The 18,857-nt window shown below is 35.5% G+C and carries 17 protein-coding genes; 3 read left to right on the top strand and 14 right to left on the bottom strand.

The genetic code is table 11. The annotated features are described in order from the left end of the window. Positions 1–285: 285 nt before the first annotated feature. The 5 genes from V179_RS0125870 to V179_RS0125850 all read right to left on the bottom strand — a co-directional run bounded on the left by V179_RS0125870 (position 286) and on the right by V179_RS0125850 (position 5,046). The gene (locus tag V179_RS0125870; RefSeq protein WP_152534830.1) at positions 286–651 is read right to left on the bottom strand and encodes a hypothetical protein; all 366 of its coding nucleotides are present in this window, start codon (positions 649–651) and stop codon (positions 286–288) included. Between the two features lie 332 nt (positions 652–983). Further along, positions 984–1,241, bottom strand: coding sequence for a hypothetical protein (locus V179_RS0125865; RefSeq protein WP_028394028.1), 258 nt, complete (start codon positions 1,239–1,241; stop codon positions 984–986). Continuing rightward, positions 1,232–1,912 (bottom strand): RHS repeat domain-containing protein, encoded by a 681-nt coding sequence (locus V179_RS29415; protein ID WP_235179266.1) that lies wholly within the window; start codon positions 1,910–1,912, stop codon positions 1,232–1,234. The genes V179_RS0125865 and V179_RS29415 overlap by 10 nt, the downstream gene beginning before the upstream one ends. 383 nt (positions 1,913–2,295) lie before the next feature. Then, positions 2,296–3,720: an amidohydrolase gene (locus V179_RS0125855; protein ID WP_028394026.1), complete on the bottom strand. Its 1,425-nt coding sequence runs from the start codon at positions 3,718–3,720 to the stop codon at positions 2,296–2,298. A gap of 90 nt (positions 3,721–3,810) precedes the next feature. Beyond that, entirely contained in the window at positions 3,811–5,046 is a 1,236-nt protein-coding gene (locus tag V179_RS0125850; protein WP_028394025.1) for an MFS transporter, read from the bottom strand. 164 nt (positions 5,047–5,210) lie between these two features. On the opposite strand from V179_RS0125850, the gene V179_RS0125845 reads away from it, so the two are divergent. After that, positions 5,211–7,286 (top strand): helix-turn-helix domain-containing protein, encoded by a 2,076-nt coding sequence (locus V179_RS0125845; RefSeq protein ID WP_028394024.1) that lies wholly within the window; start codon positions 5,211–5,213, stop codon positions 7,284–7,286. Positions 7,287–7,733: 447 nt separating this feature from the next. Here the strand turns inward: V179_RS0125845 and sigH are convergent, their stop codons facing one another. From sigH to V179_RS28840, 4 genes are all read right to left on the bottom strand, one after another. After that, a complete protein-coding gene (gene sigH / locus V179_RS0125840) occupies positions 7,734–8,384 on the bottom strand; it encodes an RNA polymerase sporulation sigma factor SigH (RefSeq protein ID WP_028394023.1) in 651 nt (216 codons plus the stop codon). 518 nt (positions 8,385–8,902) lie between these two features. Beyond that, positions 8,903–9,655, bottom strand: a complete 753-nt coding sequence (tatC, locus tag V179_RS28845; RefSeq protein WP_034302692.1) for a twin-arginine translocase subunit TatC — start codon at positions 9,653–9,655, stop codon at positions 8,903–8,905. 71 nt (positions 9,656–9,726) lie between these two features. Then, positions 9,727–9,903: a twin-arginine translocase TatA/TatE family subunit gene (locus tag V179_RS30350; RefSeq protein ID WP_082625281.1), complete on the bottom strand. Its 177-nt coding sequence runs from the start codon at positions 9,901–9,903 to the stop codon at positions 9,727–9,729. A 58-nt stretch (positions 9,904–9,961) separates the two neighbouring features. Further along, entirely contained in the window at positions 9,962–11,176 is a 1,215-nt protein-coding gene (locus V179_RS28840) for a metallophosphoesterase family protein (protein ID WP_034302689.1), read from the bottom strand. Positions 11,177–11,893: 717 nt separating this feature from the next. Here V179_RS28840 and V179_RS0125820 point away from each other — a divergent pair. Further along, positions 11,894–12,694, top strand: coding sequence for a DeoR/GlpR family DNA-binding transcription regulator (locus tag V179_RS0125820; protein WP_028394022.1), 801 nt, complete (start codon positions 11,894–11,896; stop codon positions 12,692–12,694). Between the two features lie 147 nt (positions 12,695–12,841). Here V179_RS0125820 and V179_RS0125815 read toward each other — a convergent pair whose 3' ends face one another. Continuing rightward, entirely contained in the window at positions 12,842–13,114 is a 273-nt protein-coding gene (locus V179_RS0125815) for an HU family DNA-binding protein (protein ID WP_028394021.1), read from the bottom strand. A gap of 634 nt (positions 13,115–13,748) precedes the next feature. Between V179_RS0125815 and V179_RS29405 the strand changes: the two genes are divergently transcribed. Continuing rightward, entirely contained in the window at positions 13,749–13,991 is a 243-nt protein-coding gene (locus V179_RS29405) for a metallophosphoesterase family protein (protein WP_028394019.1), read from the top strand. A 487-nt stretch (positions 13,992–14,478) separates the two neighbouring features. On the opposite strand, the gene V179_RS0125800 is transcribed toward V179_RS29405, so the two are convergent. From V179_RS0125800 to V179_RS0125785, 4 genes are all read right to left on the bottom strand, one after another. Then, a complete protein-coding gene (locus V179_RS0125800; protein ID WP_028394018.1) occupies positions 14,479–15,408 on the bottom strand; it encodes a nucleoside hydrolase in 930 nt (309 codons plus the stop codon). A 25-nt stretch (positions 15,409–15,433) separates the two neighbouring features. After that, a complete protein-coding gene (locus tag V179_RS0125795) occupies positions 15,434–16,615 on the bottom strand; it encodes a NupC/NupG family nucleoside CNT transporter (RefSeq protein ID WP_028394017.1) in 1,182 nt (393 codons plus the stop codon). Between the two features lie 139 nt (positions 16,616–16,754). After that, positions 16,755–17,672, bottom strand: coding sequence for a pseudouridine-5'-phosphate glycosidase (locus tag V179_RS0125790; RefSeq protein ID WP_028394016.1), 918 nt, complete (start codon positions 17,670–17,672; stop codon positions 16,755–16,757). After that, on the bottom strand, positions 17,673–18,767 hold the full coding sequence (locus V179_RS0125785) for a carbohydrate kinase (protein WP_028394015.1): 1,095 nt from the start codon (positions 18,765–18,767) through the stop codon (positions 17,673–17,675). Positions 18,768–18,857 lie beyond the last annotated feature (90 nt).

The following is an 18,857-nucleotide window of genomic DNA, read 5'->3' as shown; positions in this document are numbered from 1 at the left end:
GCTAACGATATAGCTGAAATGACTGGCAATGAATTGAGTGAACTATCAGTATCGTGGAGCAGATTACCAAATTGAATATAATACAAACAAGCTACTGGTAAGAAGAAAAATCTTGATCAGCCAATAATTAAATAACGGAGGAAACGGAGTTATACTCCAAAAAACTTTGTATTTATCATTGTGAAAGAACTTACTTTTTCTAAATTCAATTAAACTAATATATAGCGCGGCTACACAAAATGCGATAATTATTATTTCATAAAAAAAATCTGACATAATATCTCCTTATTTTCTTTTTTTATATTTTTTAATAATTTCTTTTAGTTTCGGTACAATAGTACCATATATAATGCTTTTATTCGGACTGAAAAGAGATAAAAATTGTTTTTCTATAAAGCCACGTCTACTGTACTTCCCACCTAAATTACTGAAAAAATATGCTGCAGGTGCTAGGTGAAAGCTCATAATTAGAACACCAACCTTATCAAGCACTCCTATTTTTTGCCAGTATCTCACTATACCAATACCAATTGACCCTGCAACCGCTCCTCTAAGCATTGTTATAGTAAGAGCTCTTCCAGAGATATGCTTTTTGTAGTTCTTAAAGCCATATTTAAAAACTAAGTTAGCAAAATAAATTACCGCATTCACAAACGCACCTAACACAGCGCCCACTAAGTTCCGAGCAAACGTTCCATCGGGATCAACAAACACAAGTTTGCTGATAATGCACCCAAAGAGTCAATTTACCCTTTTAATAGGTCCATTCTTCACTGATCCTGCTCTCAATTTATTAATATAAAATTCTACATAAACCTTATGTAGACCACAAAAAAGGCTACCCATAAAGGGCAACCAATAGTAGTTAAGGTTAACCCATTATATGTAGCCTACATGTTTTCCCGTTCTTAACCATGTATTTTACATTCACACCCCTTGAAGATGCTTCTTGTTGATATGCGTAGTTTGATTTCCGCCTTACTTTATTGTTTCTTTTTAAATAAGAAATTTAATAATAGGTAAGTAATAAGCGCTAATGTCAAACCTATGATTATTTGAAAAGCATAGGATATATTTAAATTAAAATAACTACAAATTTTAAAAGATAGCTCCCATACTAATAATGCAATAATAGGGGGTAGCATTATTGGAAATACTCTAGCACGAATTTTTTTCACTGTAATATAAGCAATCAAAGCAATTGCAAGAAATGCAAATGCAGGAGAAGAAATTAAATCCATGATTTCACCTTCTTTTTTCCGTAAGTGTAGTACGCTTCTCCGGCAGCCCATCCAAACGCCCACAAATCGGCAAGTATCACTCCTCCAACCCCACCAGCTAACATAGTTATGGCTCTTTTTGATAATCTCTTCAACATTTCCCTTTTGGCGATTTTTATTATTTTTTTAGCATTGCTTGGATTAGAAAATTGAGACACGACACTTTTATAAGATAAATGAGAAGCTTTTTCAAGCTTTGCAAATTTATATATGGTTCCAGCACCTAGTACAAACGAAAAAACTTTTTCTACAATTGTTTTGGCTAACGATATACCTACATATTGTTCAAAAACTGCTTTTAATCCTTCCTTAAACGCATATTTTAAACGTGCAGATATAGCTTTTTCGCCAGTTGGATCAACTAGCATAACTGGAATATTATTTGCATAGTTATACCCATTCAACGTGATAGGATTACTTAAACTCCCTCTCACTGGATCAAGAGACAAAAACACTCCATTTTCAGGGTTATAGTATCTTGCCATTAAATAATATAGTTTTGTATCTCCATCAAAACGATACCCTGCATATCGATATGGATTAACTTCTGCCATTTCTCCACTTTGAGAAAGTATATTTCCCCATGCATCATATTTATATGTTGCAACAATATTACCATTACTATCTGTCAATCCCAATACATCCCCATGATAATTAGTTAGATAGTAATAGATTTCTCCTTTATAAGTCATAGTTAATGGATAATTATTATCATCAAGAATAAGCTTTTACTACATCAAAATTAGCATTTTCTTCATAAAGTACTTTATCTCCATCATAATAATAGAAGGTTTTTCCTCTACTATCACTTGATTACCATATCATCCTTCATGATAGGTCACAAAAAAAGCTACTAATAAAGGGGCAACCAATTTAAGTAAAGGTTATCCCATTATATGTAGCCTCTATGCTAGACCGTTCTTCACACATGTCCGAATCGTTTATCCCTGCACAAATGTAAACTGACAATTAAATTAATCTTTTGCTCACTCTAATAATCATTATTTCATGTTGCCTAAACAGGAATTGTTTCTGTTTTTGATACTGGTGGTTTAACAGTAGCAGGTATACCTGGTATGTAAACTACTCCATTTGTACTTGTCTTAAATTCAGCTTTTGCTTTTTCAAGAATTCCATCTTGATCGAGCAGCAATTCATAAGCAGTTAATGCCATTATTTTTGCTGCATAATGCATTCCCTTCAGCCCAATCGATGAACCAAATGAGGCTGTAGCCTGCCAAGTATGGAATTGAACCCCTAGTGGTGCGCAAGTAGTCATAATTTGCCCCATGGGAACAATCCAAGATACATCTCCTACATCGGATGATCCACCAATGGTTAAACCGAAATGATCCATGTTGTGGTAAAAGTCTGTATCGAGCGTTTTACTTGCATCCTTACTCATAAGATGAGTTTTCGCTCCTGCCAACACAGATGGCTCAACCGTTTGAAGGAGTTCTTCAGCAAATGTCTCTTCCTCTTGAGTAAAAGTGAATGGTTCTGCTGCTTCTGCTTGCCTATACATAAGCTCATTCAGAGTTTCGTTTGGGAGTGTTTCATAGCATCCAGATTTGATTTCCCAGTGTACCGAGGTCTCTGTCATCATAGCTGCCCCTTGAGCAACTTTTATTAACCTTTCCTCTAATTCCTCCACCTGTTTACGGTCTGCTCCACGCAAGAAATAATAAACACTAGCCTTATCAGGTACGACATTGGGTGCCATTCCCCCGTTTGTAATCTGATAGTGGATGCGAGAACCATCTAGAACATGCTCCCGTAAATAGTTAGCACCGACATTCATTAACTCAACGGCATCTAGTGCACTGCGTCCAAGATGTGGAGCAGCACCTGCATGGGCAGTTCTCCCAGAGAAATAAAATTCGATTGCCGTTAATGCCTGAAATCGAAAATTTGCTGTCGTATTGATCGTTCCAGGGTGCCATGTAAGGGCGCAATCTAAATCATCAAATACGCCAGCTCTTGCCATAAAAGTTTTTCCGGATAGCAGTTCTTCAGCAGGGCACCCATAGTATCGAATCGTCCCTGGTAGCATTTCTGATTCCATTCTTTCCTTAAGAGCAATCACAGCATTTACCCCAGCAGTTCCAAGCAAGTTGTGACCACAACCATGTCCTGGGCCATTTGGAACGATTGGGTTATAATTTGGAGTGATGTCTTGGGATAATCCTGGTAGGGCATCAAATTCGCCGAGAATCCCTATGACTGGTTTTCCTTTACCGTATTGTGCAACAAAAGCGGTTGGCACATCACCAATCCCAGCAGTAACCTCAAATCCTGCTTCTTCTAGAGTCTTAATTTGCAAGGTAGATGCAAACGTTTCATTATAGCCTAATTCAGGATTTGACCAAATTTGTTTGGCCAAGTCTGTAAATTTAGCTTCATTCTCATCCATCCACTTAGTAATGTTCGATTTGCCCATTTCTTCATCCCCTTTTCTTTAATTATTGACTCTGTTAAAGTTCAATGTTTAAAACAGCCTAGTGATTCATTCAATCCTGCGACCAATCCCTCAATTTGCTTTTTCTACAGCAGAATAATCTGTTGCTGTTTGGCTCTTTTTAGATAATGGTAAGAAACAAGCGACAACTGCAGCGACTAGGCAGCATACTGTTAAGAAAATGAACGCGGCTTTGTAAGACCCTGTCGAAGCGATAAGGGCCCCCATAATCATAGGGGAAATAATACCTGCAGCCTGTCCTCCAAAATTTATGATGCCAAATGCGGTACCCACTACTTTCTGTTCCATAACCCGATGTGGCACTGTAAAGACAAAACTCATGACAAATGACATAAAAGTAAAAGCAATGCTTTGATACATAATGACCTGAAAAACACCGGATGCAAGTGACATTAAATAAAGAGAAGCCCCTGTAATAATAATTCCAGTTATTACTCCATATTTTGCCTTTGAACCAATCTTATTAATGATTCTTCCACTAATAATCATCCCTATTGTCAGAAATAAGGTAGGAATCGCACTGAATAACCCAACTGATTTAAGATCGATTCCAAGTCCCTGCATTAAGTATGAAGGCATCCAGGAAAGAAGACCCCAGTTTGTAACATTAACAAAAAAGAAGATTAATAGAACTTTCCATAAATAAGAATTGCGGAGCAACTGTGCATATTCTTTTCTACTAGGCTTCACTGCTACCCCAGAATTAGAGTAAGTCCCTGCTTGCCTAGTGGATAGAAGAAACCAGACCACAAAAACAACACCTAATAGACCGACGAATAAAAACACGTTCCGCCAACCAAATGCAACTAATAGTGGAGCACAAAGAATCGGCGCAAGAGCAGCACCAAATGCATTTGAAGACATCATTGTGGATTGAGCTTTCGTCCTTTTATCAGCAGGAAAATAATCAGATATTGCTTTCGTACTTGCTGCAGGATATCCCCCTTCACCAAGCCCAAAAAGAAACCGAATAAGAAGTAACGAAGTAAGAGACCAAGCAAGTCCAGACAATGCAGTAAATATCGACCAGGCCACAACAGCTACAACGATGACTTTTCGCGATCCAAAACGGTCTGCAAGCCAGCCACCTGGAATCTGCATTAGTGCATATCCCATGAAGAAGGCACTTAGTACAATCCCTAATTTTGATGCATCAAGTGTTAAATCTTCTCCAATCTGTACAATTGCAAGACTTATAACAGTTCTGTCAATGTACGATATAATCCATCCAAAATAGAGAACTAATAAAATCATTTTACTTCTTGAATTGTTAACGCTTTCATTCATTGTAAAACCTACCTTTTTTTAAAATGTGTGTAGATTAACTATAAATAAACAAGCCATTATTGTCATTGTCTAAACTTACATTACTTTCTGAATATTATTGTAAATCTCTACAATATATAGGAAGATAAATGGAGAATTGTACAATTAGTTAAGGGGTGAATCGTATGGAACAGAATGAGATTACAATGCGTGGATTTGATGGTGCTTTGACTTACCATGTTTGGACGTTGTCTTGCACAGAAGAGTGGATCCACTTATATAACGGCCTATTTATCGATCATGAGGAAACCCTTTTTTCAAATGAAGATTTATGGCCGTATTCAACCGATATAGAAAGGAATAACTATTCTACTTGCTACAATCCTCAGACAAGAAGCCAATTGTTTGAGTTTGCAACGGAAGTACCTGAATCAACTTTAGTCCGTGCCTGTTTACATTCCGATAGGACGTTATCTGAAATCGAGTGTGATTATTTTGTGCTGAAAGTCCGTAATTTGCTACTTCAACAAACATTAGAGCGATATTGGCATGAAAATGATGCATGGCTAGAGGGTTTGCATTCGCTAACTTCAATGCTCGAGTTGGAGGAACTGTTAAACAACATCATGCACAACGTATTGATTGCTATTCCAACAGTGGACCTTGGATTTTTAATGCTTTATGACGATGAGACACAAAAACTTACTCCAAAAGCAAGCTTTGGATTTGGACCAACTATTTATGATTTCAAGACCAGCATAGGTGAAGGTGTTGGAGGAAAGGTATTCCAGGATGGAATAGGTCGTATCTTCAATACTGAACAAGGATTGGAAGCTATGACTAATGTTCAGGAAAACAATATGAAAAGTTTATTGGCTGCAATGGGAGTTACAGTGATTACTAATACAATAGTAATGGCTGTTCCTGTAAGAATGAACGAGGAAAAGATTGGTGTGATAATTGTCCATCAAATTACCAACAAACGAAAGTTGACTAACTCAGATTTACGCCGGTTGCAAGGTTTTGCTGATCAGGCAGCAATTGCCATTACCAACGCAAGACTTTATTCGAAATTAAAGGAAACAAATGGGTATTTGGTTAAACGGAACCATATTCACGAAGTTTTTACAAAACTGTCTTTAAAGGATTCTGATTTGAATATGATTGCTAAAACAGTTGAACGGATGATCAACCTCCCTGTTTCTCTTTTTGATATAACTAAAAACGAATGGTACCCACATTACACACCACTTTCAAAGAAGCTAAAGAATACAGATTTATTAAATGGATGGGAGGATTCTGTAGATACATTAAGAGTTACGATTAATGAAACTCCTGTTCATTTGTATCCAATTGTTAATGAGGGGATTCCAATTGGTTACTTTGTCGTAGAGCTCCAGCGATTACTCTCTCCTATTGATACTGTAGTGTTAGAGCAGGGGAGTGCTTTAGTTGCACTAAAAATGGTCAATGTCTATTCCATGACAGATATGTACTATAAACAATGTTATGAATTTTTTAATGAACTTCTCCATTATAGGGAGCCGAATCTGCTTGCTTCTAAATCAAGAGATTTTGGTCTTTCTCCAGACAAACCGCTTTTTGTCACAGTCATGCAACTGAGTGGGAAGGTACAAGTCGTCGGTAAACGTGAAACATACCAAAGAAAGCTAATTGCCACTCTACATAATGAACTGGCATCATTTCAGTATCTTCTATTTGGTTTTCAGGATAAAGTGACCATCATCGTTAATGTCACTTCTGAGTCCCAACAAGAAGATGCAATGCAAAAATTAGAAAATGTAGGAAATCTGTGGGCAAATAAGGATGCTCCAGTCCTAACGGGAGGTATAGGGGGGGGTTACCAAGGTCTTGAATATGTTGCAAGGAGTTTTAAAGAAGCGAATAAATCATTATCCTATATCTCAAATCGTGGAACTACTGGCATTATCAATTATGATAATATTGGCATTAACCGTTTGTTTATAAATCAGCAAACGGAGGATATTAGACAATTTATTCAAGAGGTGTTCACACCACTACAATCTCCTAAGGCCCAGTCAAGTAATTTGGACTTGACACTAAGAACATACATTGCTGCTAATCGATCGATACCCGAAACAGCAGAACGTCTGCATATTCATCAAAATACACTCTACCATCGGATAAGAAAAATTGAGGAAATATTGGAAGTCGATCTAAACGATTCTAGTGATTGGCTTAAATTACTTCTAGCCTGTCATCTTAGTAGTTTGTACTGAAATTTTCATCCTAGAAAATAAAGGATTAGGATAAGATGGAGTGAGGTTCTGTGATTGAGTCAAGTTTTTTGAGAAATGTTGCTTTAAAATAAAGGTTGAATAAATTAACTCTATAAACCTTGATACAAGAGCAAATAGAAAAAGCGTGTTTTGAAAAAAGATTGATCAAATCATGCTTTTTCTATATTCAACTGAATCATCCTTTTATAAAAAAATATCCCGGTGAATCATTCTTTTATAAAAAAGATTGATCATTTCTGTGATCCATCTTATACAGATAGGTAAGGGTTCGAAGTTATCACTCCCTTTTCACACCGTACTGAGACTTTCACCTCATACGGCGATCCAACTAATTCCAATTCAATTTAACCATCAACACTCTATGTGTCTCAACTCCTCTTCCATTTCAATAAATCGGTGCCTCCTTAAAAATTTAAAATTAAGTTTTTAAATTACGATTTTTTCCCTCAATATCTGTTCAAGTTTTCTTTTCTCTCGCTGGAGAGCATTATCAATCGACTTTTCATGTGTGTTCAATTCTTCAGAAATTTCCACATATGAATGTCCTTTAATATAAAGGTCCAACGCTCTTCTTTCTAACTCACTAAGCAATTTTGATATTTTTTGATCTATATCATCAGAGTTTTCTTTGTTTATGATTAATACTTCCGGATTCATTATTTCTTGTTCAGAAATCATATCCATGAGCGTATAGTTTGATTCATTATCGTATAGTGGCTTGTCCCGAGATATATAAGCATTTAGAGGACCATGCTTTTGACGATTAGCCATTTTGATCGCCGTTATGATTTGTCTTGTGATACAAAGATCTGCAAACGCTTTAAACGAGGTCATCATGTCGTCTTTAAAGTCACGAATAGCTTTATATAGACCAATCATTCCCTCTTGATCTAGATCCTCTTTATCTGCACCAATCAAAAAGTATGGACGTGTTTTCATCTGAACGAAGTACTGGTATTTATTAATTAAGAATGCCAGTGCTTCGTTATCACCACTATGAACCATCTTTACCAATACTTTATCTTCTAAATTAGCATAATTTTCAACAATTTGATTTACCTCGATATTTACACTCACTGATATCCCTCCGACAAACTTTACTGAATCTATTACTTAATTAATTGATATATTTCTTTTCTATATAGAATAATTTATCTAGTAATTATGTATTCATTATAGAAATCCGTTGAATAAATCGTTTTTATTGTTTTTTTGGTCAACCATCTATCAAATTAGTATTTTAATGTATAATAAATGAAAACGCTGTCGATTCAAGTCTTATGTAGACCTGTTTATTAAATAGCAATTCCCATTCCTTAGATTCATAGAAATATATCAGCTTTAAGAGATAATATCACTGTTAACTTTTCCTTAAAAAATGTAAAGACCACCTACTAATTAATTTAATAGGTGGTTTTAAATATTTGCACACGTTGTGTATTTAGCCCATTATATGTAGCCCTCATGTCTAAATAAGCCAGCCTTGCCCTTCGGCAAAACTGACTTATAACTATACCCCGCATATGCATACTCTAGCAGCTATGAGTTGTAAATACCGTTGACATTATTGAAATACCAGCTGTCTTTTTAATTGTTTATGATGTTTTTTTCAGCGGAATAATATTATTATCTGTTTGTTGTTTTTTGATTTTTTTTCGATATACGATTTTAGACAATGTAACACTAAATTCATATAAAACGAATAGTGGTACGATAACCAATATATCCGACAAAATATCAGGTGGAGTTATGAAAATAGCTAAAAGGGTTAGTAAAAAGTAAGACATCTTTCTAGCTTTAGCTAGAAGTATTGGATTAATGACACCAATTGAGGTAAGGAACATGGCAATGAGCGGTATTTCAAATAATAATCCAAACGGCAGAGTTAAGTTTATCATGAATTTAAAATACTTTTCGGCTGTAAACATGGTTTCAAACGTGCCTTTAGATAAGGATAATAAAAAGTTAAGAACAATTGGATACACGACAAAATAACCGAATGAAAGCCCTGTAATAAACAAAGTAAACAATCCAGGAATGTAGGCTAATGTTATTTTTCGTTCTTTTTTCGTTAGTCCTGGTTTTACAAATAACCACGTTTGATGTGCAGCAATTGGGATGGTAAGTGCGAACGCACTCACTCCTGAAATCATAAAATAAACCCATAGGATTTCAGATGGTCCTAATACTGCTAAATCACGATTAAGATCACGGATAAGCCACTCATAAATTTCCTGCACAAACATGAATGATCCAAATAAAAAAACGATAAAAGCGAGTAATGTAATGATTAATCGCTTCCTTAATTCCCCAAGATGATTCACAAACGTTAACTCATGATTTTTCATATAGGGCTTTTCCTTCTTCCTTTTAGAAATAAGAGGAAGATGTAAGCTTTGAACTTACATCTTCGACACGCTTACTTAGAATGACCACTATCTTTTTCCTCTGACATTAAATCCTTTGCTGAGCTTTTAAATTCTCTTAATGTATTACCAAATGCACGCCCAATTTCAGGTAACTTAGATGGTCCAAATATGATGAGAGCAATAATTAATATTAAAATTAGGCCAGGTACTCCTATATTTTGTAACATGTTGTTACCTCCATTAAAAATATTTTTATACGATAGAGACCGATAAGATGAACTGTATTTATCCTTTCACTGCTTTTTCCTTTTCTTCATTATTTAATGGTAAAGGATCCATACTTTGATCGTTCGCTGTTAAATCAATTCCATAGTCCTTAGCGAAAACCATATGGGTTTCTACAAGAACACCTTCTTTATTTTCATCCAAATTGAAAACTCTCGCTCCACGAAGTCTGTTTCTTTCAGCACCAGAAAGACCGTACGTTCCAAAACCTGTGTTACCAGCATACCCAAGCAAAATTCCATAATAGTTGCCACAATAAGTGTTTATATGATCATGTCCGCAGAAAACACCCTTAACGTCGCCTCTCTCTAACATGGCTGAAAACAAACCTCCGTTAACCGGTCCTGGACATTCATCTTCATTTCTTTCTCCTACTATATTATGTTTCGTCGCTGCAAGATCATGGTTAGCTTGTGTTCTGCTATCAACACTTCCATACCACATAAAACGATGTTCCCAAAGAGGAATATGAATGAACACGAGTGAAGGTACTTTATAACCGTACTGCTTCTCAAGTTTTTTGGATTTCTCATAATACCAATTAACTTGATTAAAACGAAGCCAGTCCCAAGTAGGATATCCTTTAAAATCTTGTCCAGCTATTTGTGCTGGTGCATATCTTCCGCTATCAAGAAGCCAGAGGTTAAATGCGGCTTTATTGCCTTTTGATTTTCTTATTAAGAGGTTCATGTTTCCTGTTCCAGTAATGCCCTTTTCTCCAGGTTCATTCATATTATTTTTGTACTTCATATAGAACTTCAGCATGTCATTCTCATACATTCCACTCATGGTAGAAGAATCTTCATCATGATTTCCAAAGGTAACTGCCCATTTTATTCCTCTTTTTTCCATTGGTTGAGCTACATTATTTAAGGCTTGTTTCATCTCTAGTTCCGTATCACAGCCGCCTGCAATATTGTCACCGTTAAGAACAACAAAATCCGGCTTCTCTGAGTCAAGAACTTTCTCCATAAGTTCAATTGTCCTGCGATCAATTCGTTCATCATCTTGAGTGTCGTTAAATTGTACAACTTTAAACTTTCCATCTGAGTTAAATTGAAGCTTAGCATTTTCAAATTCTTCAGCATGTACATTGTTAGTAAATAAATCTCCCGGCAAACCAGTTGACGCAAGTGTTAACGCAAGCGTACTCATTCCTCCTATTTTCATAAACTCCCTTCTGTCTAACCCTTTGTTTAGATCCTGATTACTCATGAAAATTACCTCCAAATTTTTTAAAATTAATAGAGCCTAGCAATCGAAAAGAGTAAAAATAGGGGAAAAGCATTAAACAATTTCAAGTATAAGCAATCATTATTTAAGAACTGCCGCCATTATCCCCGTAATCTACCTTTACATCATAGAATAAAAATATTGATAGATTATTAATTATGCTAGAAAGGAAAGTAAAAAAAGCAAAGAAAAAACAGAAAACAAATAAACCAAAGCAAACGACACAAAAATGCCTTTCTAAGAAAACATTTAGATTATTTATCGCAGATTAAAGGGCAGTAAAACCCTTAACGAAAAGACTTAGAGAGATCGATGAGGATAAGTGGAGGTTAACTATCCGTCAAGGCCCAATTAAAGGAACATAGACTAAGACCGCCACGTCCTGTGGCAACGTCTGTGTAACCCACATCCTCGTAAAAGCTACCGCTTTTCCTTCGTGCGATGTATAAGCTTCCGAAGCCTTCCTTTTCCTGTGGGCTGCAACTAACACTCAGTGGGGGATGAAGAAACCCCCACTGAGTGAAGTTTCACTTTATAGTAGATAAGATAGATTAAAAAGATGCTTTTTGATATTGTTTTACTTTCCATTTTTGAATAATTTACAAAACTTAATTTTTCCTTAGTCTTATTTTTATTTTCATTTCTTATAATATATGAAAACAAAACAAATCAAAATGATGGAGGCCTTGGGAAGATTATATGGATAAGTATTTAATTACAGAAAGATATAGAGTAATAACTAGAGAACTTGAGCTAAAAAATAAAATTAATGTAGTAGATTTAGCAATAAAATTAAACGTAACACCAGAAACGATTCGAAAAGATTTAAGTGCGCTTGAGGAGAAAAAGAAATTACGCAGAATTCACGGCGGGGCTATTCATTATTTTGGTTTGATTAAAGAACCTCATTTTAATAAAAAAATCGGCATCTCTCATCATCAAAAAAAAATGATAGGGGAATCTGCCGCAACTTTCATTATGGATGGAGAAACAGTTGCACTAGATGTTGGATCAACAACCTTACATATTGCGAGTTCAATTAAAAATGTAAAAAATATCACGATTGTGACCAACTCATTAGCAGCAGCCGAAATCTTAAATAATCGATTAGAAAACCAACTATTTGATGGCAAAGTAATCGTCCTTGGAGGAACAACTAATCCACTGCAACGTTCAATCAGTGGACCATTAACCAATCATTTATTAGAACACTTTTATTTTGATAAAGCGTTTATTTCATGTGGAGGAATAAGCAAAGATGGAATATGTGATTTCGATATTGATGAAGCAACTGCATCTACTATTATGATGAAAAGATCAAGAAGTGTTTATGTTGTAACTGATTCTTCCAAAATTAATCAGAAAGCTCTTTTTGATATAGGGTCATTCTCATCAATTGATTGTGTTATTACAGATCAAGAAATGCCCGCTGATTGGTCTAAAGATGCTATGGTTAGAAACCTAAAATGGATAAAAGTAGGTAATATGTATGAAAATTGATTACCATGTTCATCTTGAAGATGATTAAACTTTTTTCAAATTCATATCTATTGAAAAAAACAGAAATGATACTTATTTAAATAGAAAATACTCTGGAGAGTACTCATCCCCAGAGTATTTTTACACTATCATAACGAGCTATTCATGCTATTTAACAGCTTCTTTTAATTCCTTACCTGGTTTAAAAGCAGGAACTTTGGAAGCTGCAATTTGTATTTCTTCTCCTGTTTGTGGGTTTCTACCTGTACGAGCTGCCCGGTCGCGCACTTCAAATGTTCCAAATCCAACTAATTGGATCTTTTCCTCTTTAGCAAGCGTAGTAGAGATCGTTTCAATCCATGCATCCACTGCTTTTTTAGCGTCTTCTTTTGTTAGTTCTGCTTGTGTTGCCACAGCATTCACTAGATCCGTTTTGTTCATCGTTCAAACACCTCGTCCTTTATTCTAAAAAGTATGTAGTATTTCTCCCTAAACATAACATACGTTCGGTGTGTCTGTCACTTGTAAAGCTAGAGAATATAATAGGTAGCTATATTTCTGTCATTATTGGATTCCCTCTTTGCAAATTCCGATAAGGAGTATTATGTAAACTTACTTATATTAAGTACGAGCGTCAAAATCTGGCTGGATATCCTGGCATAACTTTTACTGAGATATAGGCGGTATAGAGACGCCTACTTCCCTAATAAATACGTCTTAAACGGGAATAATAATCAATGGACGTCTTGTAGAGGATGGATCACACCAAAACGTTTTATTAATTATGAAGGAAGGTTATTTATAAGTGGAATAAATCATTTGACCATTTTACAGATGAACGACACTCACGCTTACTTGGATCTTCATCCTGAGATGTTCCTTGAAGGTAAAGGTGAGGCCCTCTTTAGAAATGTCGGTGGATATGCTCGAATTGCCTCTTTTAATAAAGCTCGGGCAGAGAATTTTGGTGGGGTACTGTTCTTAGATAATAGTGACACTTTTCACGGAACTTATCAGCTATTGCAACCATGGGTGAGTCCCTTATCCTTATCCTAAACCGATGGGGATCGACGGTATGACTGCTCACTGGGAGTTTACCTATAGTCCAAACCATTTTAAAAAACTATCAACATTACTTGATTACCCATTGTTGGCGAATAACTGTTACGCTGAGGGTAGCAAACATCCTGTTTTCCCAACACATACTGTAATCGAGAGAGCAGGCTTGAAAATCGGCGTGATTGGGATTGCTTGTCATATTGTAGATAAGACAATGCCTCCACTTCTCCTTTGGCATCAACTTTACACTTGGGAATGAGGAGTTGCCTTCGCAAATTGATAAGTTATGTAGTGTGATAAAGTCAATCTCATAGTGGTTCTTTCACACTTAGGATTCCCTATTGAAGTCAAGATTGCCTCTTAAGTTAAAGGAATTGATGTATTGTTGAGTGCACATACCCCTAACCGTCTTAACAAATCTGTCCTTATAAACAACACCCTTATCATCCAATCCGAAAAAGGCGATTCATTTCCACTTATTTAGAGTGTTGCCCTGCATAAAATTGAAGTGAGTGTCTTCTCGCCTAAAATGATAATTGGGGATTTCGGTAAGGTTTAACGACTACTATATTAGTAGTATTGGTTAAACCTTACAAAATACTAAAAAGGAGAGCTGATCACTATGACCGCTCTCCCTTACATATAAATATTATTATTCTTGGAATATTTTGAGTAACAAAATTTTCGAAAAACACATCTGGTATCAATCCTAAAAAATCGGGACGAGGTGCCTGTCCCCGTGTTCCTTAGTATTTTTTAAGCGCTTCAATCATTAGTTTCCAAAAACCTTCTACATCAAGTTCTAATCCAAATTTAGCATTCACTTCTCTACCAGTGACTCCGTGTAGATCAACTAATGTGGTTCCTGCAGTAAACTCACCTTTCGTTTCCACGGTAACGTTTACATCTTTCGTCTTAAACAATTCTGGTGCAACACAATAAGCTACAGTTAATACATCGTGTACAGGTGCCCCATCAAAATCAAACATCTCTTTATAAGTAGAGGCAAAAAATACCAATAATTCACCTACTATTTTTGCTACATTATTATCAATTTGATTCACTTGATCGATTACTTCTTTTGTTGCCAAAGCTTGATGCGTGATATCTAGCCCCATAACGACGATTGGAAGCCCACTATCAAATACTTTTTTGGCAGCTTCTGGATCCGCCCAAATATTAAATTCAGCCGTTGGTGTCCAGTTACCAAATGTTCCTCCACCCATAAGAACAATTTCTTCTATATTATCCTTAATTTCTGGTGCTTTTGTTAAAGCTAGAGCAATATTTGTTAATGGTCCTGTTGGAAGGATAGTAACAGGCACTTTTGATTCTTTTACCAGTCTTATGATCGTATCAACTCCATGCTCCTCACTCCAACTACGAGAAGGTTCGGGCAATTCTGGACCGTCTAAACCTGAATCGCCATGAATACCAGGTGCGGTTTCTCTGATTCGAATCAATGGTTCGCTTGCCCCTTTTGAAACCACAACATCCGGTCGTGAAACTAAATCACAAACTTTTAATGCATTCATCGTCGTTTTTTCAATCTCTGCATTTCCGGAAACAGTTGTAATCGCCAAAATTTCCAATTCTGGTCTTGCTGCTGCTAAAATAATCGCAATTGCGTCATCATGTCCTGGATCACAATCCATAATAATTTTTCTTGTCGTCATCATCATTCACTCCTAGTTTATATGTTTACATTACAATACCTATTATTGTTCCTGAAATGACAGATGCTAATGTCGCACCTAACAATAATTTTAAAGAATATTTTGCAACATAATTCCCTTGTTTTTCACTGATTGACTTGATTGAACCAGCTACAATACCGACAGTCCCAAAGTTTGCAAAACTAACTAAATAAACAGATACAATAGCAATCGTTTTATTAGAAAGATGGCTGGAAATATCGCCGAAATTTAACATGGCAACAAATTCATTCGTAATTAGTTTTGTCGCCATAATTCCACCTGCTTGTACAGCATCTGCCCATGGAACACCCATTAAGAAAGCAATTGGTGCAAAAATATGGCCAATAACTGTCTGGAAAGAAACATGAAATACGCCTACAAAGACAACATTAATCAATTCCATCAAGGAAATAAATCCTAGTAGCATAGCAGCAACAATAATAACAATTTTAAAGCCATCCATTACACTTTCACCAATCATTTGGAAGAATGGAAGTCTTTCTTTTTCTTCAATTTGAATTAAATCTTCATCATCAGCTAAATCATATGGATTAATAATATTAGCAATGATGAGTGCACTAAAAATATTCAATACTACTGCCGTTACCACATATTTAGGCTCTAACATGGTCATATAAGACCCAACCATCGCCATACTGATTGCACTCATTGCTGACGTACAAATCGTATAAAGTCTTTTTGGAGATAGAAGCGGAATTTGTTTAATAATCGTTAAGAACACTTCTGGTTGTCCAAGTGCAGCTGTAGATACAGCAAAATAGCTTTCTAGTTTACCCATTCCTGTTATTTTACTTAAAAACAAGCCGATATATTTGATCACGAACGGTAATACTTTTATATAATTTAGTATCCCTATTAATACGGATATGAAAACAAGCGGTAATAACACGGAAAGGAAAAATGTAAATCCACCTTCATTCACCAAATTTCCAAATACAAATTCGATTCCTGAATTAGCGATTTTCATTAATTTCTCAAAGAACCCGCCTACTTTAGTAATCGCAATTAACCCAATACTCGTATGCATCATGAAGTACACGGAAATAATTTGCACAGCCAACATGATCAGAATACGTTTATACTTTATTTGTTTTCTATTGTTACTTACTAAAAAACCAACAACAAAAACAAGTAAAAGTCCTGTAAGTAAGAAAATAAATTTCATATGTTTCACTCCCTTTTTATGGTAGCGTTTTCATAGTTTAAGAAAAACAACTTCTATAAAGTTTAGTTGCTAATAAGAATCTAAGACAGCTAACTTTATAGAAGTTAAGTCTAAACTAATGACGAACTCTGTTTATTATTTATTTAGTTTGGTTATTGAAACTAACTGCAATTTGGCTTCCTACTTTAGCATTGTGTTTTACTAATTCAATATTGGCCACAAGGCTTGTACCATTCGTTAAATCTTTTATTTTTCCAAGCAAGAATGGTGTACTATCTTTACCAATAATATTGTTTTCTTCTGCTTCTTTGATTGCTTGAGCAATTATTCCATTGATATAGTCTTCATCCATAGCATGTTCTTTAGGAATTGGGTTAGCGATTACTGCTCCACCATTAAGGTTTAATTCCCATTTCGTTTTTAATGTTTCTGCAATTACGTCGATTGAATCCGTAGAGATATTTAATTTATGTTCACTACTTCTTGTGTAGAATGCTGGTAAAACTTCTGTTTCATATCCAATTACAGGAACCCCTTTTGTTTCAAGGTATTCAAGAGTAAGTCCTAAATCTAGGATTGATTTAGCTCCAGCACAAATGACAGCTACATCCGTTTGAGCTAATTCATCAAGGTCAGCAGAGATGTCCATCGTCGTTTCTGCACCTTTATGAACTCCACCAATACCACCAGTTACGAAGATTTTGATGTCTGCTAAATCTGCGCAAATCATTGTTGTTGCAACAGTCGTAGCACCAAGTTGTTTTGTAGCAACAATATGAGCTAAGTCACGTCTTGATACTTTAGCAACACCTGAACTTTTACCGAATAATTCTAATTCCTCATCTGTTAAACCAATTTTAATTTTTCCATCAATGATGGCAATAGTTGCTGGAACAGCACCGTTATCACGAACAATTTGTTCAACTTCACGAGCCATTTTTACGTTTTGTGGATACGGCATACCGTGAGAAATAATAGTAGACTCTAATGCAACGATTGCTTTTCCTTCTGCTTTTGCTTGTTGTACCTCTTGTGATAATTCAATATAGTTTTTCATTTAAATTGCCTCCATATCTAAGATAAATTGTTTTTTTGATAATTCTTGTCTAACTGTATACTTTGACATAATCGTTTTATGGGCATTGACCAAGCCAGATTTGACGATGTAATCGATTTCCTTTTTCTGTAGCCAGGAATAAATTACAGCTGAACAAAATGAATCGCCTGCACCTGTTACATCAACAACCATCGGTGTTTCGATAGCTGGAAAATAATGAACCTCTCCATTTTGACTACCTGTCATGACACCTTTTGAGCCATTCGTTACAATCACATTTTTGACACCTAACTCAAGCCATTTTTCAACTGAGTTTTTCCAACTTTCTTCATCACTGATATTAATATTCATAAACGTTTCTGTTTCATCTTTATTTACGATAAGCCAACTTACTGCATTCAAAGATTTTGGAAGCCTATCCATTTTTGGAGATGAAACAGGAATAATGACTAATGGAATATCATGTTTCGATGCGAAAAAGCACAGAAAATCAATCGTTTCACTTGGGCAATTTAAATCCGTTACGATACATTTTGCTTTTTTTAGTATATTAGTATTTTTGATTAACAACTCAGGGGTAATATTCTCAAAAACGTCCATGTCTGCTAATGCAATGGATAAATCCCCCTTCATATCTAAAACGGCTGTATAAGATCCTGTCGTCAAATTGTCACCTTGATAAACATGTTCTAAATTCATGAAAGGAGATGATAAATCATAAATTTCTTGCCACTCTGAATCATGTCCACTTGCTGAAATTAATGTTACATCCTCACCTAATCTACCTAAGTTTTCAGCAATATTTCTCGCGACTCCTCCAACTGATCTAGAAGACTTCACTGGATTAGACGTTTCATTCGTTATTTTACTTTTGGTATAGAATTTCCTATCCACGTTAGCTCCACCTATGCAAACAATAGGAGCTGTTTCATTCAAAACATAAGCCTTGCCAAAGACATACTCTTTCTTGATTAATCCAGAGATAATATTAGCAATCGATGATTTTGATAAACCTAAAATTTCTGATAACTCCTGTTGAGAGATAAATGGATTTTCTCGAATCATACCTAAAATCATCTCTTCATTTTCATTAATATCAATAGCCATTTTTACACCTCTCTTCTCCAAAACAATTGTTTGCATAACCAACATGTGTTTAGTATACGCTTACTTTTCAAATTGTCA

This window comes from Bacillus cihuensis, from assembly GCF_000504145.1.
GTDB lineage: Bacteria > Bacillota > Bacilli > Bacillales > DSM-1321 > Peribacillus > Peribacillus huizhouensis.
This window is presented reverse-complemented; position numbering and strand designations above follow the sequence as displayed.